Genomic DNA, 20,394 nt, shown 5'->3' on the forward strand with positions numbered 1-20,394 from the left:
ATGGTCTTATCCTTGCAAGATATTCATTTTATCCGCGAAGACCGGCATATTTTGTCCGGGGTCAATATCGATATTCGTCAAGGGGAGCACTGGGTCGTGCTTGGCCGGAACGGTTCGGGCAAAACGACGGTTCTGGAGCTGATGAACGGCTACGAGTTCCCGACCCGGGGCAAAGTACAAGTGCTCGGCAATACATACGGACAATGCGACGTCCGCGAAGTCCGCAAGCAGATCGGCTATATCAGCCAATCGCTTTATGAGAAATTAAATGCCGGGGACCCGGTGTGGGAAGTGATTGCCACCGGCGAATTCGGTTACTTGCGTTTTTATGAAGAAATTCCGCAGTCCGCCCGCGAGAAGGCGATCGCCATGCTGGACAAGGTGAAGCTTGCCCATTTGGCCAACCAGCCACTTGGTACGCTGTCGCAAGGCGAGCGGAAGAAAGTGATGCTGGCGCGCGCTTTGATGACAAATCCGTCCATTCTCATTATGGACGAGCCTTGTTCAGGTCTCGACTTGTACGAGCGTGAGCGGCTGCTTGAAAATATCAACGTACTCGGCGGCCAGCAAATGACGGTCATTTATGTCACGCATCACATCGAAGAGATCGTACCGCTTTTCACGCACGTTGTGCTGATTGAGCAGGGGCGAATTATTGCTTCCGGTGCGAAGCGGGACGTGTTGACCGAGGAAAATCTCGCAAAGGCGTATCAAGTGCCGATTCGGATCGAATGGTCCGGAGACCGGCCTTGGATTAAGGTGCTGTGATGAACGACTCGACATTTATCGGCACGTCCAACCGGGGATTTGCCCAGCAGGCGCAAGAAGAGCTTCGGCGTCTGCTTGATCAGTCTGTTAAATTTGAATGGCTGGTTCCGGGCGAAGTGTTTGTATTCACATCCGAATTTGAGCGCAGCGATACGATTGGCCGCATCCTGGCACAGGAGCCCGTATTTCTGCGGCATATGCAGCCGGTCGATGTGGCGCAACCGTGGGACGGTACTTTCGATCATGCGCTTCACCCTATTCATGAGATGCTTGTCGCTGCGGGAGCGTCGCTGAAGCAGATGAACGTAGCGATACAAGCTAGAAAAGCGGAAGGGGAAGCTTTAGCGGGTCTGTCCCTGCCGTCGGTTCGCTCTTCCGTTGAAGAGATGCTGACAGCGGTGTTCGAGGCGAATCCGGTATCGCGCGATGCGGACCTGATCCTTTCCCTGTATTTTACGGAAGCTAAGCTGTATTTCGGCTTGTCCCGGCCGCAGGACAATTTGTCCGATTGGTCCGGCGGAGCCATCCGCTTCCGTAAGGAAGAGGGACAAGTGTCGCGAGCCAAGTTCAAGCTGTTGGAGGCGGAGCAGGCCTTCGGCCTGGATTTGTCCCAGTACCGGTCCGCGCTCGATATCGGCGCGGCGCCGGGCGGATGGACATCGCTGCTGCTGGAGCGCGGACTTCGGGTAACTGCGATCGACCCGGCCAAGCTGGACGCGACGTTGCTGCGTCATCCGCAGCTTACGTATTTTCAGAAAAAGGCGGACGAGGTTTCGTTTACTGCAAATGCATTCGATCTGCTCGTTTGCGACATGAGCTGGAGCCACCGTCAAATGGCCAAGCTAGTCCGGGGGCTGCTGGATGCGCTGCAGCCGGGTGGAACGGCTGTTATCACGGTGAAGCTGATGCACAAGAAGGCGTTTCAAACGATTCGCGAAGTGGTGAGCGATCTGGCTCCGGAGCTGGAGCTTCAGCAAGCGAAGCAGCTTTTTCACAACCGCGAGGAGCTGACGCTGTTTTTGATGAAGCAAGTGTAACTGGCTGTTCTGGCAATGCGAGCCGAAAGGAGCTTTGCGGATGTCGGATGCGTTTTTTTGGAACGACTTGTTCTCCAAGCTGAGACCGGAGCAGGTCAAGTACGATTTATGGCTGGAGCCGTTCATCGGAGGGCTTGATCCTGCCGGGACCGGTCCCATACTGGATCTTGGTTGCGGCGCCGGGAACGATACGCTGTATTTAACGGAAAAAGGTTACTCCGTCATCGCTTGCGACCGTTCGGCCGAAGCGCTAATGCGGGTGCAAGAGCTTGTGCCGCAAGTTAAAACGGAGCGGCTTGATTTGCTGCAGCCGCTGCCGTTTCCGGACGGTTTGGCGCGGGCTGTGGTGACGGATTTAAGTCTCCATTACTTCTCATGGAGCGATACCGGGAGAATCGTCGCAGACATTTCCCGGGTGCTTCAGCCAGGCGGGCAGCTTTGGTGCCGGGTCAATTCGACGAGGGACTTCGAATACGGCGCCGGACAAGGTAGGCTTATCGAGCCGAATTATTACGAATTGAATGGGCAGCGCAAACGTTTCTTCGATCGTCCGCAGCTGGAACGGCTGTTTCAGGAATGGCAAGTCTCGTTTTTACAGGAGCAGACCATGGACCGCTATGATAAACCGAAGGTTGTCTGGGTACTAGCTGCAACTAGGCCCGAGCTTCGTTAATCTGGGTGGCAGGCAAAGCGGAAATGTAATTTTTGCCCCGGGCTCTTGCGCTTCCCATTTTTTATGCTATAATACGGTTAATTGCATATTTACAAAAGCGGAAGCACCGCTGACCAAGGAATGAAATTCCTGTCAGTGTGTGCTTTTTTTGTGTTTCTAAGGGGGGAACTGGAGAGTATGTGATCTATGAACCGCAGGGAAGAAGTATCGAGGCAAAAGGAGATACGGGAATAAGCTAGGTGCACAAATACGAAGGAGGTGGTGCCGCCGGTGGCTAAAATTATGCTGGTGCTGTTGGACGAAGATGCCTATTTTGGTGAGATGCTATCCGCCTACGTCCGCTCGTCCGAATATGCGGAGCGGTTCAGTATACGCGTGTTTACGTCGATGGACGAAGGAGTCCGGTTTGTAGAACAAAACAAAGAACCGCTGATTATTATGGTTCATGAATCGCTTACGCCGCTGCCTGACGCCGTATTCGGGCTTAAACCGGGGTGTACGGTTGTGATCAGCGATTCGGCAAGAGAGGGCGGACTGCTCGAATACCCGGTTATGTTCAAATACCAGCCTCTGGACAGGCTGTTATCGGGCATTACGGCGCATTACAACGAATTTTGTGCAGGTGAGCCGCTGCGGGGAAACCGGGGAGCGAAGACGGTTGCCGTTTATTCGGGCGTCGGCGGAGCGGGCAAAACAGTAACGGCGGTTCATTTGGCGTACCAGCTTGCCCAGCAGGGGGAACGTGTCTTCTGTTTGGGACTAGAGCTGCTCCCGTCCCGGGCTTGGTATGTCCAGGCAGGAACGGAGGAAATGGAGTCGTTTTCCCAGCTTTTATATTATGCCAAGACGGCCCGAGCACTTATTTCTTCCAAGCTGGAAGTGCTCAAAAGGAAACATCCCGACTGCAAGTTCGACTTCATTCCTCCGTCGATGCACCTGAAAGAACTGGCGGAGATGGAAGCGTCCGATCTGAAGCACATTTTGCAAGGGATCGAAGCCACAGGGATGTACGACCGTATCGTAATCGATTTGGACTCGGCGCCGCATGCTGTGACAAGGGAGGCGATTCAAGGGGCCGACCTCGTTTTATGGCTGCTGCTGGACGACTGCGTACATTTGAGCAAAAACGCCGAACTGCTCCGAAGCTGGACTGCCGGGGAGCGAACGACAGATTGGCTGCATCGGGTGCGGTTCGTACATAACAAAAATGCTGGACAGACGGTGAACCGGTTCGAAGCATACGGATTTGCACATCGCAGTGAACTGCCTTACGTCCCCGAATGGAAAGGCGTTGGGCGAGTGGAGGACATGATGTCGTCAGCCTTTGCCTTGGCCGCTGCCGGTTTGGTTCGAGCTGGTGGGGAAGGATCGCGGTACGGATGAAGGACGTCGCGGTAAAGCAACTGATCAAACAGCGCGTACAGGATAGCTTGGATTATGGAAACGCGTTGTCGGACGAGCAACTGATGGAGCAGATTGAGCAAATCGTGTTTGCTTACTCTAGAGAATCATTTTTGACCGCGGGGCAAAAGCAGACGTTGGTGCAAGAGGTGTTTCACTCGTTCCGCGGTTTGGACGTGCTCCAACCGCTCGTCGACGATCGGACGATTACTGAAATTATGATCAATTCCCATGACCAGATCTTCGTTGAAAAAGAAGGCCGTGTGCTGGAGACGGATATCCGTTTCGAAAGCAGGGATAAGCTGGAAGATACGATTCAAGCGATTGTCGGCCGGGTCAACCGGATTGTGAATGAGTCGACTCCGATCGTCGACGCCCGGCTTGCGGACGGTTCTCGTGTCAACGTCGTACTGCCGCCGATTGCGTTGAAAGGCCCGGCGATGACGATCCGAAAATTTCCGGAACACCCGATGACGCTGGACGATCTGATTGCACGTCAGGCTCTTACGCGCGAAGCAGCAGAGCAGCTTATCCGCTTCGTCAAAGCAAAATACAATATATTTATCGGAGGGGGAACAGGCTCGGGGAAAACGACATTTCTCAATGCGCTGGGACAATATATTCCGCCGGACGAACGCGTCATCACGATCGAAGATTCGGCCGAGTTGCAAATTCGCGGCGTGCCGAACCTCGTCAGCCTTGAGACCCGCAATGCCAATACGGAAGGAAAGGGCGGGATTACGATTCGAGACTTGATCCGCTCATCGCTGCGGATGCGGCCGAATCGCATCATTGTCGGAGAGGTTCGGGGGGCTGAAGCATTGGATATGCTTGCAGCTCTTAATACTGGGCATGACGGATCGTTATCCACGGGTCATGCCAATTCGGTTCAGGATATGCTGAGTCGTTTGGAGACGATGGTATTGAGTGGGGCCAACCTGCCGGTTGAAGTCGTGCGCAAACAAATCGCGTCGGCGATCGATATAATGATCCACTTGACCCGTCTTCGCGACCGTTCCAGACGGGTAACGGAAATTACCGAAGTTATTGGGGTCGACGAAGGGGAGGTGAAGCTTAATCCGCTTTTCCGGTTCGTGGAAACGGGCGAATCGGCGGAAGGCAAAGTAATCGGGCAGCTTGAACCTACCGGCAATGAACTGGAAGGGACATGGAAGCTGGAGATGGCAGGCTTGATCTAGCAGGATGAAGGCAGGAAAGGGGGAGGATATCAAACATGAACAAATCGGCTTTCGGCCGTTTGCGCGCCTTTGCGGGGTTGTCTTTCGGCACGAAGCCGGCGCCTGCGGTCTCTAAAGCTAAGCTTCCGGATTATAACGAATACCAACTGACGTGGGGACAAAAGGCCACTGCTACCTTTTACGGTGCAGCCGTTATGTCGGGGATAGCTATGGTGTTTTATAAAAATCCGTTGATTGCCGGGCTATTTGCCTTAACCGGGTTTTATTATCCTGTCATGCGGCGCAAGGCGATCATAGCTAAAAGGAAAGCACAGCTTAAACAGCAGTTTAAGCAAATGCTTGCTTCGTTGGCCTCTTCCATGGGGGCGGGCCGCTCGATCGAATCGTCTTTTAACGAGGCGCTTGACGATTTACGGCTGCTGTATCCTGATACGGGAGCGATGATTGTGCGAGAGCTTGAGCTCATCATCTGGCGGCTGCAAAACGGAGAAACCGTCGAGGCATGCTTGCTCGACTTCAGCCGTCGGGCTCACATCGAAGAGATCGGCCAGTTTGCGGACGTTTTCGTTATATGCAAGCGGACGGGCGGCAGTCTAGTTCAGGTGGTTCGGCGAACGGCCGTCATTATCCAAGAAAAATTGGATATCGAACAGGACATCCAAGTGGCATTGGCCCAAAAGAAATTCGAATCCAAAGTACTCACGGTTGCACCTGTCATTCTCATTGCAGCGCTCGCTTGGATGACGCCGGATTATATGGAACCACTGTATGAAGGTGGAGGCTTGCTTATCATGACCGGTGCGCTTTGGGTATTGTTCGGCTGCTTTGCCTTGGCACAAAAAATTATGAATATAAAGGTGTGAAGCGATTTGTGGATGCTCGCGCTATTGCTGTTGGAGCTGCTCGCCGTTGCCGGTGCGGCTTGGGCAGGATTTCCCAAGTATGCTCCATGGGTCCGCGACGAGCGAGGTCTTTCTCGATCAGATGCGTTCTATTGGCTCACCCCAGCAGGCTTATGGTTTATGGACCGGACGAAGCTAGCCGATCGACTATCCGAGCCGCTCGGCAAGGTGCATCGCATCATGATAGGACTGCACGGAGCGAAACCGGCGATCTCGGAAACGAAATGGTTTGCAGCCAAGACGCTTACTATTGCTTATGGCCTGATTATTTTGAGCACCATGGCCGGCTTGGCTGCCGGAGAAGCCGAGATGTTGATTTATGGCCTGCCGTTGACGATTTTTGCTCCGTTTCTGATGTACAAACAAGCAGCTGGGGAGCTTAAACGGAAGAAACAGTCCATTTTAATTGAGCTTCCGGAAATTTTGAACCAGTTGATGCTGCTGGTTGGCGCAGGCGAAACGGTGCCGCAGGCCCTGGTACGGATTGCGAATGGAAAAGAGGCTGGTGGCAGTCCGTTAATGGCCGAATTGAAGGAAACTGTTCACGTCCTTAAGGTGAACGTATCCTTTTCCAAAGCGATGGAGGACTTCAGCAAGCGGTGCGCAATGCAGGAGGTTTCGCTGTTTACGACAACGCTGCTGTTGAATTATAAGCGGGGTGGCGATGAACTGGTAATGGCTTTGAGGGAACTGTCCGTAAACCTGTGGGAGAAGCGCAAGGCGCTTGCCAAAACGCTCGGTGAAGAGGCGGCGTCCAAGCTGGTGTTTCCGATGGTCATGATATTTTTCGTCGTCATGGTTATGGTAGCGGCCCCTGCTTTAATGATGATGAACTAATTAAGCAACAGATATAGTCTTGCGACAATAGAGGAGGAAAAAGGAATGGAAGCTTTGAAAACGGCGTGGCAGCGGTTTTTGAAAGAAGAAGACGGACTTGGTACGCTTGAGATTTTGTTAATCATTGCGGTGTTGCTCATTATTGCGATTGCTTTCCGAAAGTGGATCACGAAGTGGATGGAAAGCTTATTTAACGATGCCAGTAAAGAAATAAAGGATTCCAAAAATGTAAATATCGACGATAGCAAGTTAGGCACGCCCTGACCTTGGCATGATGACATGACAGTGTTCATGAGATTTATCCATAAACGGATGTTCGTTATAACGTCCCGCCGACTCTTTGTCGGTGATTCCGGTCAATTTACGATTGAGGCGTCTTTGACGCTTCCTATCATTTTAATCGCGACTTTGCTGCTTATTTTCTTATTGCTATTTGCTTATCAGCAAGCTTCCGTTCATTACACGGCGGCATTGACGGCGGATCGAACAGCTTATATTTGGGACAACAGCAGAAAAGATCCGGTCACCGGATCGGTTGGGTTAGGGCAAACGGATGGTTTATACTGGCGGCTGACGACCGACCATCTGCTGAATTTATTCAGCTTTATGCTTCCTATCGCTCCGGCTTCCGTTCAGCTTCCGGTATCCGGCCAAGCAGCTGGGCAAAACGGTCCGGCAGGTAAACTTTCCCGAGCGGCAGGAAACCTGCCTGAGCAGCTTCGTGGAGAGATCGATTATACGAATCATGGATTTTTGCGCTATGTTCGCGTCGCCTTGGAAAAAAAGTTTCACTTTCCTTCCTTTGCACAGAAACTTTGGGGCAAAGAGGCTGATGTGGAGACTTCGTCCAAATCTTACGTCATTGACCCGCTCGAAACGATCCGGCTGACGGATCTGACCCGAACTTTCATTGGTGAAATCCAAGGGCGAATCAAGCCGAAGGATGCGCTGAAAACGATGGTCGACCCGAAAACCTCGGTCAAAGAACCGGTAAAAATCACCTCGGAAATCGAAGCTGCGGAGCATTTACGTGGCTTGGTTGGCGGGATAAGCAAGAAATTTAATTTGACCCCTGAAACCGTCCGGGTTGTTGATGCCTTGGACGCTTCCGGCGTGGCCCACCAGGCATATTACACCTTTAATGAAAAAAATTTGCGAGAGCAGATGGCAAAAGACGTGGAGCTGCTGAAGCAGGGCACTCAAATTAAAGGCGTGGTATGGCATTTTTTCAAGGTGTCGAAGAACGATAAAATGAAGCTGACTCAAGGTCTGAAACGTGATCTGGAACAAAAAGGAATTGTTGTTGTGCTTCATGAATGACGGAAATGGGGAATCCGGAGGTGAATTTTTGAGGAGGTTGCTAAAGCTATGGAAGGAGCAAAGCGGTGCCGTATCGATCTATTTGATCATCATTCTTGTTCCTTTGTTTCTGCTGTGCGGGCTGTTGATTGATGTCGCGAGGTGGAAGACCGCGGATAAGGAAGCCGAGAATGCCGTAAAATCCGGGGTTCGCTCGACACTTTCCGCTTTTTCTCCGGAGCTGGCAGCCTACGGGTTGTTTGGTACGGATCTGACCGGGAGCAAGGGGGACGGGATTTTCAAGCAAACGGTAGCCGGCAATTTGTCCGGCGCTGCGGAGCCTGGTCAATTCCGTTTTATTGATCAACGATTGGAAGAGGATTCGGCAAAGGTAACACCGATCTTCGCTCTGTCCAGTCATACGATCTTCAAGCAGCAAATATTGGAGGAGATGAAGTACCGGGCTCCGATGATTTACGCGCTTGAACTGACCGACAAGTTCAAAAAAACAGGCCTCGATGCCCAATTGAATCAAGCTTCGAAATTCGCCGAAAATGCGGTTAAAGTAGAAGAGCTGCTGGAAGAGCGCGATCGTAGACTGGATGAAGCTTGGGATGCCTTTCAAGCGATACGTCAAAAATCTGAAGTGCTGCATACGCATTACGATACGCAGCTTCGCGATTTGAACACGCTAAGTGAGAAAATCGGCATCCATACGCTGGAAAATATACGGGCCTCTCTACAATCTGCACAAGCTACGCTGAAGGCGTTAAACGACCAAATCAAGCAAATCGACAGTTCGATCATGTCTTTGATCCAAGGCGGCATAGGTGCCGCCGATTCGATCAGGCAGCTGAATCAGACGAAAAACGAATTGCAGCGTCAAGCGTCGGAAGCGGCGCAGAAGGTAGCAGAGTTCCAACAGCTGTTGGATGATTTCACCAAATACGCCGCTCTGCTCGGATTGTTGAAAGGCGAGGCAGCGATCGATGATGCAGCACTCTCCAAACATAAGGATGCGTTCTTGGAAGCGATGAAGCTGGCTAAAAAAGCTAACGATGACTTAAATGCCGAAATCAGCAAAGTTCGGCAGCCAAATGGTTCGGGTCAGCAGCTAAAGGCCGAGGATGTCTTCAACTTTGTGCATTTAATCGACCGCCAGGAACTGGAACAGTGGGAAGCGGGAGTAGGAACGGCGGTAGCGCAGTTTTCCAGCGTACGGGTTCAGCTTGAAGATAACCTTATGTTTACAAAACAAAAATACTCTACGACCACAGCAGCGTTGAATGGCTTCAAAACGAAAGTGGATGAATGGTACGCCAAACAGAATAAGGTACAAACCGAACGTCAGAGCAAAAATAAAGCGACGGCAGCGGCTAAACGGGAGCAAAGGGCCAAGGCGCAGCCGATTCTGGACGAGTTTCGGCGAACGATCGGCAGCTGCTCTCTTGTATCGAATGTCGATCCGTATGAAGAGAGCTACCGCAAGCTTCAGGGAGATCCGAAGACGGCTGGCAGTAAAGGCTTCTATCAGACGTATTTGGAAATGAACCAAGCTGCCGGAGCAATTTCTCCTGTATCGACTGTTAATTTGAAAACACCGGATCAGGCCGGGGCCAGCTCTTTGAAGCTGGTTTCAGCACTGGAAGGGGTGCTGACGGATGTGCGTGACGAGTTTTATATCGATGAATTCGCAGTCAGCAAATTCAGCTACCGAACACTTGGTTTGGAAAAGGATGCTTCCGGCATGTCCAGAACCTCCAAAGAGCTATCCAATCCCGCAGGCCATGAATTAACCAATCAGGAAGTTGAATATTTAATTTACGGTTCAACTACGTGCAGCGGCAACTATTCTTCGGCGTACGCGGAGATGTTCGCCGTCCGGCTGGCGATCGGAACGACCGAAGCGCTGCTTGAGCCGCGCAACGAAGTACTCGCCGCCGGTTCACCACTTCTCGTCTTGCTGGCTGCAGTGACGGAAGGCGCAATTCGGGCACAAGCGGACATGATGAAGCTTGTTCAAGGCGAGCAGGTGCCACTATCCCAGAAGCTGAGTGGTGTAATCACACTAGGGTATAAAGACTATCTGAGATTATTTCTGCTGCTTCATAGCCGTGAGTCGGTTCTGTTGTCCCGGATGCAGGCGCTGATTGAATTAAACACAAAACAGAAGCTTTATCAAATGACTACATATGTTTCCGGAGGTGTTTCAACATCATATCGGCTCTGGTTTTTACCGGCTATCATGAAACTGGTAGGGAAAAGCGGGTTCTCCGGTTGCGAGGTAAGCGGTAACCGCTGCCGAATGACCAAAACGGTAGACTTTACATATTAGGAGGCCAGTATGTTGCGATGGACGAAAGAGCAGAGAGGAAGCATCACTCTTGAAGCGGCGCTCGTGATGCCCTTTTTTCTGGCATTTCTTCTGCTGCTGATTGCGTTTATTCGCGTATCTTTGGCAGAGATGGCACTGCAGTCTGCCGTCTCGGAATCGGCCAAAGTCATTGCCGCCAACATGTACCCGGTCGAGCTATTATACCGACAGGGGCAAGCGCGATGGCAGAACAGCCGAGCCAGTGCTTGGCTGGGTACCGTGGTGACCCAACTGGAGACGGCCAGACAAAAAGTCATCGATTCCGAACAATTCGTGGAGGACTATGGCAAATGGATTCCTGAGCCTTTGGTTCGTTTGGTCGCTTGGGAAAAAGAGCGAAGAGAACAGCTGGAAGCGCTTGGAGGTTCGGCAAAGGACGAAGCGAAGAAAAAGGTGGAGCAGAAGGTTGCGGAAGCGGCGACGCCAATTATTGCATCGTTTGCCGATATGGGAAAGCTTGATCGAAGTAAATTCAAAGTCACCTCTCTTCATTTTCCAAACTTTGATGACCGGGAGAAGGCTTATGTTTCTATCGAAGCTCAGTATGAGTATACGTTCGCAGTCCCTTTTTTTAAGAAAACCGTCATACTTCGAAAAAAAGCGCAGGAGCGCGCATGGGTAGGGGGATAAGCATGCTCGGTATTTGGATCGCTGCGGTCATGTTAGCCGTTGCGTTCGTTACGGATATTACGAAACAAAAAATTCCGAATTGGCTTACCGTGACGGGAGCAATCTTCGGATTGATTTTCCATTTGGCTACGACCGGTTGGAACGGGCTGGCGTTTTCCGCTGCAGGACTGGCCTGCGGCTTTGCTCCGATGCTCGCGTTATATGTACTTCGTGCAGTGGGGGCTGGAGACGTCAAGCTGTTTGCTGCGCTGGGAGCCTTTACCGGGGCGGTGTTCTCCCTCTACGCTATGGCAGCCTCGCTCATATGCGCCGGTCTGATCGCGCTGCTTGTGTTGTTATGGCGCAGCGACGGTGTTCAACGGCTGACTCATGCGGGATTTTTGCTTATTCAGCTCGCCGCGTTCCGCAAGCTGTCTGTATTAAAGTCCGATCCTGCATCCGACGGTCGGCTCCGTTTTCCATTCATGTGGGCAGTGCTGCCGGGCGTCATGATTACGATCATTCAATGGGAATCCTTTGGTATTTAGTGTGACAAATAGAAAATAAAAGGAAAGGAGAATGACGTTGGACCAGCAGCTATACGGCCTGAAAGTCGATTTCGACAACCGGAACGGTCATTTTATGGTACTTACCTCACCGACCGGGATGAAGCAGCAAGACCTCTCGAGCTTTCAAGTCAATATGCTGTCGGCTAACCGGATTCCGCGGCTGCTCGAGGTTCAGGTAGAGGCGAGGAACGGAGATGTATGCTTGTATTATGCCATTACAGGCAAACGAATGCTCAGCCACTGGCTGCGAATGGAGATGCTTTCGCTCGCCCAATATTATGCGCTGCTGCTGCATATTGTCGAAGTGCTTGACGACAGCAAGGTATACATGCTCCAGCCCGGCAGATACGTTCTAAAGGAGGAATACATTTATTGCGGATCCGGTTTTCATGATTTGTATTTAACTTATATTCCTAAAGAATATTTGGATGGGAAGGGATCGGTTTCTTCAGATCTCCATCATTTGGCGTCGCGTTTGATTCACCGGGTAACCGAGCTCCATGGAAGCGGATTTCAAGAGCTAATGCGTTATTTGCAGGAGGAAGCTTTCAATTTGCCCGAGCTTAAACAACTGCTCTTGAAGCAAATCGGTCTTTTGCAGAATGTTTCACCGGCAGGACCGGAACTGGCGGGGGCGGGGATGACGGCTCCGACACAGCATGCTTTCAGAGCTTCCGTTCATCCGGACTCTGCGTTCTTTCATAGTCCGGAGCAGCCGTTTAATGATCCCCCCAGAGCGGTACGCAACGAGTATTCGGTGTATGAGCCAATTGGCGGACAGATACCTGTTTCGTCCCCGCCACATCATTCGTTGGAGCCCGGAATGCCCAAGACCGAAGCAGCAGCCAAAGCGAGGCCTGAATCCCGTAAAAGGCAATTGTTCGTTATTTTACTTACCGTTCTCGCATGGTGCTTCGTCTGGAAAATTTATTTTGACGATCCGAGCGACACAATGCTATGGATGTGTATCGGTTTGACGCTGATCTTCACGGCGGGAGCATTGGTACTGTTTCTCAGAATGGCAAAGACTTCAACCGAGGCACCGAAGCAGGGTGCGCCGGGGTTGTCCTTCGAGGCCACCAACGAAAAATTGCCTGAGCCGGATCGCGGGGATCAGGCAAGCTTTATGAGTCGCGTCGGTTTAGCGTCGCCATCGCCGATTAGTTTTGCTGCTCCGGGAGATCCGGTTATGCCTGACGCGGGACGTTCCGAGGAGCCGGACCCGATTTTTTCTCCGGCAACCGGATACAGCCAATTGTCGCAAGGAGAGATGCAGCCTCATGAGGTACAGCCCCAATCCTCGGATCTTGCGATGCGAACAACGCTGCTTGCGCCGCAGGACGCAACGGTCTTTCTAGGCAAAGCGCCGCGGCCTTCGGATGGTTCATGCACATGCTTGGAAGTTTATCGCAATGGCATCAGGGAGCAAATACAGCTTCATAAAAATAGCTTCGTCATCGGACGTGCCGGAGCGGGTGCGGATTGGGTGCACGAGGAAGCGGGCGTGTCCCGCTTGCATGCCGAATTTGTAAAGGATGACGAAGGCTACGCCGTCAAAGATTTAGGATCGCGGAACGGAACAACTGTCAATGGTGAATCTTTGGTGCCTTACCGGGTGCATCGGTTGAAGGAAGGTGATATAGTTAAGATCGTATCGACCGAATTTAAGTTTAAAATGGGGTTCTGACGCGTGAAACCGACGATTGCCGTCCATTTTCAATATGGATCCGCCACGCATACGGGATGGTTCCGTACAATTAATGAAGACCGCTCGCTGCTGCGAGTGGGACAGACAGTGAAAGGCATTCCGTATGCCGCTGCCGCGCTCGCCGACGGGATGGGCGGCTCGGAGGACGGCGCGCAAGCCAGCGAATTGGCCATTCGTCGGTTGAAGGAATGGCTTGATGCCAAGGTTCCTGCTTTGCTTTCCGCAGGAGACAGTCTGAAGAGATTGGAACGCGAGGCAGAGGGATGGTTTTTTGGCGTCCACCGGGAACTGGTCGCAATGGGGCAGGGCAGTGGTGGCCGTCTTGGCACGACATTGACGCTCTTGCTGTTGACGGATGCCGTCTACTTCATAGCACATGTCGGGGATTGCCGTATTTACAGGCTATCGCCGACAAGACGATGTAAGCGGTTGACCCGCGATCACACGTGGGTATCCGCCCAAGTCCGCCGCGGGAGAATGTCCGCACGGCGCGCACGAAGTCATCCCAAGCGCAATGTGCTGCTGCATTCACTGGGCATGGGAGAACGGCCTGATGTCTACATCCGCTCGGGCTACTACGCCCCGGGCACTTTATTTTTGTTGAGCAGCGACGGTTTTTACGACCGGTTTTTGCCCAGATCCATTGCCGCGCTGCTGCGTACTGCCAACAGCAAGGGCAGTGACCTGCAGGAAATGTGCGACTTGCTGTTAACAAAAGCATTGCAGCGAAAATCCGACGACAATATCAGTGTTGTGTTGCTCAAGCCCGTGACGGGGAGAAAGAACGCGAAAGAACGGCTGCGATTACATTGCGGACTATGGCTCCGCCGACTTTATCGCTGCGGCCGCAAGCTTCTGTCAAGTCTATCATCTGGATAACTTGCGCCTACTGATGTTATAATGAATTGTCGAGCGCGAATTATTTTCATAGACAGGAGATTCCGAAATTACATGAGCTTGTTGACGGTGGAAGAACTAAGCCACAGCTTTGGTGGCAGAGTATTGTTTAAAAACGTTTCGTTTCGCCTGCTTCCAGGAGAGCATGTTGGATTGGTAGGTGCGAATGGCGTCGGCAAATCGACGCTGATGAATATTTTGACCGGCAGTTTATTGAAGGATTCGGGGAAGGTCGAATGGACCCCCAAAGTAAATTATGGCTATTTGGACCAACATACGAAGCTGACACCGGGGAAAACGGTCCGCGAAGTGCTTAAGGACGCTTTTCTGCCTTTATTTGAACTGGAACAGGAGCTCAATGGGATCACCGAACAGATGGCAGACGCCGATCCGGACAAGTTGGAGCTGCTGCTCGAGCAAATGGGCGAGATTCAAGACCGGTTGGAAAATAGCGGCTTTTATCTGCTTGACGTAAAAGTCGAGGAGATGGCGAACGGTTTGGGACTTGATGCGATCGGATTGGACCGCGACGTGGCTCAGCTTAGCGGGGGACAGCGGACGAAGGTACTGCTGGCCAAGCTGCTGCTGGAACAGCCGACGGTTCTTCTCCTCGACGAGCCGACCAACTATCTGGACGTTGAGCATATCGACTGGCTGACGGATTACTTGCAAAACTATCCGTACGCCTTCATGCTGATATCCCATGATACCGAGTTTATGAACAAGGTTGTAAACGTCATTTACCATTTGGAATTTGCCAAGCTGACGCGTTACACCGCTAACTACGAAAAGTTTCTGCAAATGGCAGATATCAATAAACAGCAGCATATCGATGCGTATGAGAAGCAGCAGGAGTTTATCAAGAAGCAGGAAGATTTCATTCAGCGTAACAAAGCCCGTTATTCGACGTCGGGCCGGGCAAAAAGCCGTCAAAAGCAGCTAGACCGCATCGATCGGATCGACCGTCCCGAGGAGGCGGTAAAACCGACCTTCGTGTTCAAGGAATCACGGGCAAGCGGACGCATTGTGTTCGAGGGTAAAGACCTGGAAATCGGCTATTCCCATGCCCTTCTGCCTAAAATGAACGTCACGATTGAACGCGGCGATAAAATCGCTGTCGTGGGATGTAACGGGGTCGGGAAGTCGACGCTGTTGAAGACGATTTTGGGAAAAATCCAGCCGTTTGGCGGATCGACGTTTTTGGGCGACTTTCTGTACCCTTCTTACTTCGAGCAGGAAGTGAAAGCGCCGAATTTGACGCCGATCGATGATGTATGGAATGAATTCTCGCATATGAATCAGCATGAAGTTCGGGCTGCGTTAGCCCGGTGCGGGCTTAAAAACGACCACATCACCCGGCCGCTTAGCAGCTTGAGCGGGGGCGAGCAGGCAAAGGTTCGCCTATGCAAGCTGCTGATGCACGAGAGCAACTGGATTGCGTTTGACGAGCCGACGAACCACTTGGACGTGGCGGCCAAAGACGAGCTGAAGCGAGCGCTGAAGGAGTATAAAGGCACGATCGTGCTTGTATGCCACGAGCCCGATTTTTACGAGGATTGGGTAACGAAGGTGTGGGATGTCGAGGAATGGTCCGCCGCCAAAGCCGACAGGTAAGGACAGAAGCAGCCGACGAATTCGATTTTGAAAAAAGGGGACATGAATCGATGATTACTCATATCGTATTGTTCAAATTAAAAGACCGCAGCCCGGAAGCGGTCAAGCGCACGTATGACGTTCTGGCGAACATCGAAGGGAAAATCCCGGTGCTTCGCCATCTCGAAGTCGGCATGGACGTGCTTCACTTGGAACGTTCCTATGATATCGCGCTTATTACGAAATTCGATTCCTTCGAAGATCTGAAAATGTACGATACACACCCGGTGCATGAAGAAGTGAAGGCGCATATGAAGCAGGTGCTTGACGGAACCAGCATTTGCGTCGATTTCCAAAGCTGATTCCGGACTAGCTTCAACAAGGTGTTACCATATCATTGGCTTCATGATCATGAGCCACAGCATGACGAACAATACGAACAAATATAAATAAAGTGAACGGCTAAGCTTGCGGAGAAGTGCCTGACGGTCGTGTTCCGGTTCGTGCAGCTTACGGATCGTCGGAGAGAATGCTCGGGCCATGAACAACAGCGACGCGAACAGGACGACGAACGTGCCGAAAATCCACGGGGTCGTCCATGGCCAACTGCCAAGCCACATGAGAAGCAGTCCAGATGCGACGAGCACGTGTCCGGCATGCTTGGACAAACGAACGACGAAGCGGAAGGAATCGAGGTAGGAGTGCAGCAGATCGCCATCGGCGGTTTTTAACCTGCGAAGCATCGGTATCAGCACGAAGAACGGTCCGATCGATACCATGGCACTGATGGCATGAATGAATACGAGCCAGGAATACATGGTCAACAACCTCCACAACGGTAGCTGAAAATCGTAAAGAAAAAGAAACAGTGTAGCAAAGGCACCTGCAGCAAGCGGACCCGGCTTGGCCGGGGAGGCCGCGGCAAGTACCGAGGCTACACTGTTTTTGCCGTATTACACGGCGCGGAATTCGTGGACCCACACTTTCATGTGCGGAAGCCACGGCATGCCCGCATGCATAGATAAAATATAATTTTTGTAGGCCTCGACCGACTCATATCCTTCCGTCTTTGCGTGCTCGTCGGTCAGCTCTCCGAGCGATTGCTGATAAACGTTCGTCACTTCAAAGCGGTGGCCGTTCAACTCCATGATTTCGCCCGGATCGGCGTAACGTCCGTTGCGGCGGGTGGCCGTTTTTTCTCCGCGGAGCACTTTATCGATATCTTCTTGAACGGTGACCAAACGGTCGATACTACAGGTTTTTGGCGGCAATGGTTGAGACATGTGGATATGTACCTCCTTGGTTATTAGATCCATCCCGTAGCTTACCTTAAAATGGTTTGAGAAGCAAACGAACGGAGGCAGATTATATGAAATGGGATATAAACGAAACGTATATGATGCAGGTGCTGGACATGCTGCTCTCGACGCCGAGCCCAAGCGGTTTTTGCAGCAATATCATGGGCAAGCTGGCCGCCGAAGCGGAAAAGCTGGGGTACCCGATCAGCTTCACGCCTAAGGGCTGCGGGATTATAACGGTCGAAGGCCGGCAAAAGGACCGGGTAATCGGCTTGTTCGGTCATGTCGATACGCTGGGAGCGATGGTGCGTTCGATTAAGAGCAATGGCACGCTTCGGTTTACGCTGATCGGCGGCTATATGATGGGTTCCGTCGAAAATGAATACTGCCGTGTGCATACCCGTGACGGACGAACCTACGACGGCACGATCCTGACGACCAAGCCTTCGGTGCATGTTTTTCCGGATGCGCGAGATTTGAAGCGGGAAGAAGCGATCATGGAGGTACGACTGGACGAACCGGTCAAGTCAGCGGACGATGTCAAAGCGCTTGGCATTGGTACGGGGGATATCATTTCCTTTGACCCGCGCACCGAGTTTAAAACGAACGGCTTTATCAAATCCCGTCACCTGGACGATAAAGCGGGCGTTGCCGCTTTGTTCGGGCTGCTTGAACTGCTTAAGCGCGAGGCTATCGTACCCTCCTGCACGCTGAAGATTATGATCAGCGTATATGAAGAGGTCGGTCACGGCTCATCTTGGATACCGGGGGATATCAGCGAGGTGCTAGCGGTCGATATGGGTGCAATGGGAGAAGATTTGAATTGTACGGAGTTCGACGTCTCGATCTGCGCCAAAGATTCGTCCGGGCCTTACGATTACGCGATGACGTCGAAACTGATCGAGCTGGCGAAGCGCGACGGACTGAGCTACGCGGTCGATATTTACCCGCAGTACAGTTCGGATGCTTCCGCTGCGCTTCGCGGTGGGAGCAACATTCGCGCCGCTTTGATCGGCCCGGGTGTTCACGCTTCCCACGCGATGGAGCGGACGCATAAAGACGCTGTGCGGCATACGGCTTCGCTGCTTGCCGCTTACGTGACGGAGCCCGCCGAACCTTACGGCAATTAATAAACGCAAGCAACGGCGAGGAGGCTTGAATCTGCTTGAACATCATGACGGTAGAAGATTTATATAAAAGCTACGGCGAGAAAGTTTTATTTGACGGCATTCACTTTCAGATCAACGAGAAAGAACGGATCGGGCTCGTTGGCGTGAATGGCACGGGCAAATCGACCCTGCTGAAAATTATGGCCGGACTCGAATCGACGGAACGAGGAAAGCTTATCCATGCGAACCACTTCCATGTCGAGTATTTGCCGCAAAATCCGTCGTTCGATTCCGACTCGACCGTGCTTGAGCAGGTGTTTTACGGCGATACGCCGATGATGCAGGCATTGCGGGAATACGAATGGGCGCTTGCCGAGCTGCAGCTTGCCCCCGAGGATGAAAAACGGCAGGCGAAGCTGTTCGCCGCGCAGCAGCGTATGGATGCGACAGGCGCATGGGACGCCTCTACAACGGCAAAGACCGTGCTGACCCGGCTCGGCATCCGCGATTTCGGCCAAAAGGTCGGTACGCTTTCCGGCGGGCAGCGCAAGCGCGTCGCGATGGCTCGGGCGCTCATTCAACCGGCGGATCTGCTCATCTTGGACGAGCCGACCAATCATATTGACCACGAAACGGTGCAGTGGCTGGAAGAGTTTCTTGCGAAGTGGCGAGGCGCGCTGCTGCTTGTGACGCATGACCGGTATTTTCTCGACCGAGTAACGAACCGGATCTTCGAGCTGGACCGCGGCAAGCTGTACAGCTACGAGGGCAATTATGCGGCTTTTCTGGAGAAGAAAGCCGAGCGGCTGGAGCGCGAGGCCGCCGAGGAAGACAAGCGGCAAAATCTGCTGCGCAGAGAGTTGGCATGGCTTCGGCGGGGTGCCAAAGCCCGTACGACGAAACAGAAAGCGCGTGTGGAGCGTGTCGTTGAGCTGCGCGACCGCAAGGTGGACGGACCCGCTGCACAGATGGACATTTCGCTCGGTGCGAGCCGGCTCGGCAAAAAGATCATGGAGCTGGAAGAGGTCGGCAAATCGTTCGAGCAGCGTAAAATCGTCGACAACTTTAGCTATATCGTTTTACCTGAAGATCGCATCGGCATTATCGGCCCGAACGGGACGGGAAAATCGACGTTTTTGAACATGTTGGCCGGCCGACTGGAGCCGGATGCGGGTTCCATCGTAACCGGACCGACCGTGAAGTTGGCTTACTACACGCAGGAAAGCGTTGAGATGGACGAGAAGCAGCGGGCGATCGACTATATTAAAGAAGCGGCCGAGGTGGTGCGAACCTCGAGCGGCGAATCGGTTACGGCGGCGCAAATGTTCGAACGCTTCTTGTTCACGCCTGCCCAGCAATGGACGCCGATCGGCAAGCTGTCCGGAGGCGAGCGGCGCCGGTTGTATCTGCTGCGCACGCTGATGGGCGAGCCGAACGTGCTTTTGCTGGACGAGCCGACGAACGATCTGGATATCCAAACGTTGACGATCTTGGAAGAGTACCTTGAAGATTTTCCGGGCGTAGTCATTACCGTATCCCATGACCGTTATTTTCTGGACCGGACGTCGGATCATCTGTTCGTGTTCGAAGGGGAGGGCCGCATCCGAAGATTTTTCGGCAATTATACGGAATATCTGGAAGCGTCCCGAAGCGAAAAGCAGGCGGCAGCGGAGGAGCGGCGGGAAACCAAGGCGGCTGCCGAAACGGCGCCAGCGCAGCAGCGCGAATCGAACCGTCCCCGCAAGCTTTCCTACAAGGAGCAAAAAGAATGGGATGAAATCGAGGATAAAATTGCCGGGCTCGAGGATCGCTTGGCGCAGGTCAAGCAAGATATCGAGAACGCGGGCAGCGATTATACGAAAGCGCAAGAGCTGTTCAAGGAAGAGCAGGAGTTGACACAGCGGCTGGAGGAAGCGATGGACCGCTGGACTGAGCTGTCCGAGCTGGTAGAGAGTATCGCACAGAACAAGTAACGAAGCGTTTCAGCGGTGCGTCAGGCCATTTTGGGCGGAACAAAAAATAACATCCAGTGGGAAGACGCGCCAATTTATGCTATAATATACGTTTGGAAGCGGCTTTACACGGGCTGATCGCTTTATTCTATCGCGAAAGTAGGTTTTA

At 52.5% G+C, this 20,394-nt stretch carries 20 protein-coding genes; 18 read left to right on the forward strand and 2 right to left on the reverse strand.

Annotation, left to right across the window (positions count from 1 at the left end):
* The 16 genes from QMG93_RS07670 (at position 1) to QMG93_RS07745 (ending at position 16,228) form a co-directional block, all read left to right on the forward strand.
* Entirely contained in the window at positions 1-768 is a 768-nt protein-coding gene (locus tag QMG93_RS07670; RefSeq protein ID WP_281935456.1) for an ABC transporter ATP-binding protein, read from the forward strand.
* The gene (locus tag QMG93_RS07675; protein WP_281935089.1) at positions 768-1,805 is read left to right on the forward strand and encodes an SAM-dependent methyltransferase; all 1,038 of its coding nucleotides are present in this window, start codon (positions 768-770) and stop codon (positions 1,803-1,805) included. The genes QMG93_RS07670 and QMG93_RS07675 overlap by 1 nt, the downstream gene beginning before the upstream one ends.
* A gap of 40 nt (positions 1,806-1,845) precedes the next feature.
* Positions 1,846-2,478 carry a class I SAM-dependent methyltransferase gene (locus tag QMG93_RS07680; protein ID WP_281935091.1) on the forward strand — a complete coding sequence of 211 codons (633 nt, stop codon included), beginning with the start codon at positions 1,846-1,848 and terminating at the stop codon, positions 2,476-2,478.
* A 270-nt stretch (positions 2,479-2,748) separates the two neighbouring features.
* Positions 2,749-3,861 carry an AAA family ATPase gene (locus QMG93_RS07685; RefSeq protein WP_281935093.1) on the forward strand — a complete coding sequence of 371 codons (1,113 nt, stop codon included), beginning with the start codon at positions 2,749-2,751 and terminating at the stop codon, positions 3,859-3,861.
* Positions 3,858-5,078, forward strand: a complete 1,221-nt coding sequence (locus tag QMG93_RS07690) for a CpaF family protein (protein WP_281935095.1) — start codon at positions 3,858-3,860, stop codon at positions 5,076-5,078. Before QMG93_RS07685 ends, QMG93_RS07690 begins: the two co-directional genes overlap by 4 nt.
* Before the next feature lie 35 nt (positions 5,079-5,113).
* Entirely contained in the window at positions 5,114-5,941 is an 828-nt protein-coding gene (locus QMG93_RS07695; protein WP_281935097.1) for a type II secretion system F family protein, read from the forward strand.
* Between the two features lie 12 nt (positions 5,942-5,953).
* Positions 5,954-6,817, forward strand: coding sequence for a type II secretion system F family protein (locus QMG93_RS07700; RefSeq protein ID WP_281935099.1), 864 nt, complete (start codon positions 5,954-5,956; stop codon positions 6,815-6,817).
* A 45-nt stretch (positions 6,818-6,862) separates the two neighbouring features.
* Positions 6,863-7,081, forward strand: a complete 219-nt coding sequence (locus tag QMG93_RS07705; RefSeq protein WP_281935100.1) for a Flp1 family type IVb pilin — start codon at positions 6,863-6,865, stop codon at positions 7,079-7,081.
* Between the two features lie 114 nt (positions 7,082-7,195).
* Positions 7,196-8,137, forward strand: a complete 942-nt coding sequence (locus tag QMG93_RS07710; RefSeq protein WP_281935101.1) for a hypothetical protein — start codon at positions 7,196-7,198, stop codon at positions 8,135-8,137.
* A gap of 28 nt (positions 8,138-8,165) precedes the next feature.
* Positions 8,166-10,451, forward strand: coding sequence for a hypothetical protein (locus tag QMG93_RS07715; RefSeq protein WP_281935103.1), 2,286 nt, complete (start codon positions 8,166-8,168; stop codon positions 10,449-10,451).
* Positions 10,452-10,460: 9 nt separating this feature from the next.
* Positions 10,461-11,120, forward strand: a complete 660-nt coding sequence (locus QMG93_RS07720; protein WP_281935105.1) for a TadE/TadG family type IV pilus assembly protein — start codon at positions 10,461-10,463, stop codon at positions 11,118-11,120.
* A gap of 2 nt (positions 11,121-11,122) precedes the next feature.
* Complete coding sequence (locus QMG93_RS07725; protein WP_281935107.1) at positions 11,123-11,647, forward strand: prepilin peptidase; 525 nt, start codon at positions 11,123-11,125, stop codon at positions 11,645-11,647.
* A gap of 31 nt (positions 11,648-11,678) precedes the next feature.
* Positions 11,679-13,355, forward strand: a complete 1,677-nt coding sequence (locus tag QMG93_RS07730) for a DUF6382 domain-containing protein (protein ID WP_413789272.1) — start codon at positions 11,679-11,681, stop codon at positions 13,353-13,355.
* Positions 13,356-13,358: 3 nt separating this feature from the next.
* Positions 13,359-14,255, forward strand: a complete 897-nt coding sequence (locus QMG93_RS07735; RefSeq protein WP_281935112.1) for a PP2C family protein-serine/threonine phosphatase — start codon at positions 13,359-13,361, stop codon at positions 14,253-14,255.
* A gap of 72 nt (positions 14,256-14,327) precedes the next feature.
* Entirely contained in the window at positions 14,328-15,887 is a 1,560-nt protein-coding gene (locus tag QMG93_RS07740; protein WP_281935114.1) for an ABC-F family ATP-binding cassette domain-containing protein, read from the forward strand.
* 50 nt (positions 15,888-15,937) lie between these two features.
* Complete coding sequence (locus tag QMG93_RS07745; protein ID WP_281935116.1) at positions 15,938-16,228, forward strand: Dabb family protein; 291 nt, start codon at positions 15,938-15,940, stop codon at positions 16,226-16,228.
* Positions 16,229-16,252: 24 nt separating this feature from the next.
* On the opposite strand, the gene QMG93_RS07750 is transcribed toward QMG93_RS07745, so the two are convergent.
* Together QMG93_RS07750 and QMG93_RS07755 are read right to left on the reverse strand one after the other, a co-directional pair.
* The gene (locus QMG93_RS07750; protein ID WP_281935118.1) at positions 16,253-16,684 is read right to left on the reverse strand and encodes a DUF2269 family protein; all 432 of its coding nucleotides are present in this window, start codon (positions 16,682-16,684) and stop codon (positions 16,253-16,255) included.
* 135 nt (positions 16,685-16,819) lie between these two features.
* Positions 16,820-17,149 carry an ASCH domain-containing protein gene (locus QMG93_RS07755; protein WP_010494096.1) on the reverse strand — a complete coding sequence of 110 codons (330 nt, stop codon included), beginning with the start codon at positions 17,147-17,149 and terminating at the stop codon, positions 16,820-16,822.
* Between the two features lie 86 nt (positions 17,150-17,235).
* Here QMG93_RS07755 and QMG93_RS07760 point away from each other — a divergent pair, with 86 nt between their 5' ends.
* A complete protein-coding gene (locus tag QMG93_RS07760) occupies positions 17,236-18,294 on the forward strand; it encodes a M42 family metallopeptidase (RefSeq protein WP_281935122.1) in 1,059 nt (352 codons plus the stop codon).
* A gap of 35 nt (positions 18,295-18,329) precedes the next feature.
* Positions 18,330-20,246 carry an ABC-F family ATP-binding cassette domain-containing protein gene (locus QMG93_RS07765; RefSeq protein WP_281935124.1) on the forward strand — a complete coding sequence of 639 codons (1,917 nt, stop codon included), beginning with the start codon at positions 18,330-18,332 and terminating at the stop codon, positions 20,244-20,246.
* Positions 20,247-20,394 lie beyond the last annotated feature (148 nt).

It is taken from the genome of Paenibacillus tyrphae (assembly GCF_027925525.1).
GTDB lineage: Bacteria > Bacillota > Bacilli > Paenibacillales > NBRC-103111 > Paenibacillus_G > Paenibacillus_G tyrfis_B.

Bases quoted from the DNA above. Each gene is read 5' to 3' on its own strand.
- QMG93_RS07670 (WP_281935456.1), top strand. From the start codon at position 1: ATGGTCTTATCCTTGCAAGATATTCATTTTATCCGCGAAGACCGGCAT.
- QMG93_RS07675 (WP_281935089.1), top strand. From the start codon at position 768: ATGAACGACTCGACATTTATCGGCACGTCCAACCGGGGATTTGCCCAG.
- QMG93_RS07680 (WP_281935091.1), top strand. From the start codon at position 1,846: ATGTCGGATGCGTTTTTTTGGAACGACTTGTTCTCCAAGCTGAGACCG.
- QMG93_RS07690 (WP_281935095.1), top strand. From the start codon at position 3,858: ATGAAGGACGTCGCGGTAAAGCAACTGATCAAACAGCGCGTACAGGAT.
- QMG93_RS07695 (WP_281935097.1), top strand. From the start codon at position 5,114: ATGAACAAATCGGCTTTCGGCCGTTTGCGCGCCTTTGCGGGGTTGTCT.
- QMG93_RS07700 (WP_281935099.1), top strand. From the start codon at position 5,954: ATGCTCGCGCTATTGCTGTTGGAGCTGCTCGCCGTTGCCGGTGCGGCT.
- QMG93_RS07705 (WP_281935100.1), top strand. From the start codon at position 6,863: ATGGAAGCTTTGAAAACGGCGTGGCAGCGGTTTTTGAAAGAAGAAGAC.
- QMG93_RS07720 (WP_281935105.1), top strand. From the start codon at position 10,461: ATGTTGCGATGGACGAAAGAGCAGAGAGGAAGCATCACTCTTGAAGCG.
- QMG93_RS07725 (WP_281935107.1), top strand. From the start codon at position 11,123: ATGCTCGGTATTTGGATCGCTGCGGTCATGTTAGCCGTTGCGTTCGTT.
- QMG93_RS07730 (WP_413789272.1), top strand. From the start codon at position 11,679: ATGACGTTGGACCAGCAGCTATACGGCCTGAAAGTCGATTTCGACAAC.
- QMG93_RS07740 (WP_281935114.1), top strand. From the start codon at position 14,328: ATGAGCTTGTTGACGGTGGAAGAACTAAGCCACAGCTTTGGTGGCAGA.
- QMG93_RS07745 (WP_281935116.1), top strand. From the start codon at position 15,938: ATGATTACTCATATCGTATTGTTCAAATTAAAAGACCGCAGCCCGGAA.
- QMG93_RS07750 (WP_281935118.1), bottom strand. From the start codon at position 16,684: ATGTATTCCTGGCTCGTATTCATTCATGCCATCAGTGCCATGGTATCG.
- QMG93_RS07755 (WP_010494096.1), bottom strand. From the start codon at position 17,149: ATGTCTCAACCATTGCCGCCAAAAACCTGTAGTATCGACCGTTTGGTC.
- QMG93_RS07760 (WP_281935122.1), top strand. From the start codon at position 17,236: ATGAAATGGGATATAAACGAAACGTATATGATGCAGGTGCTGGACATG.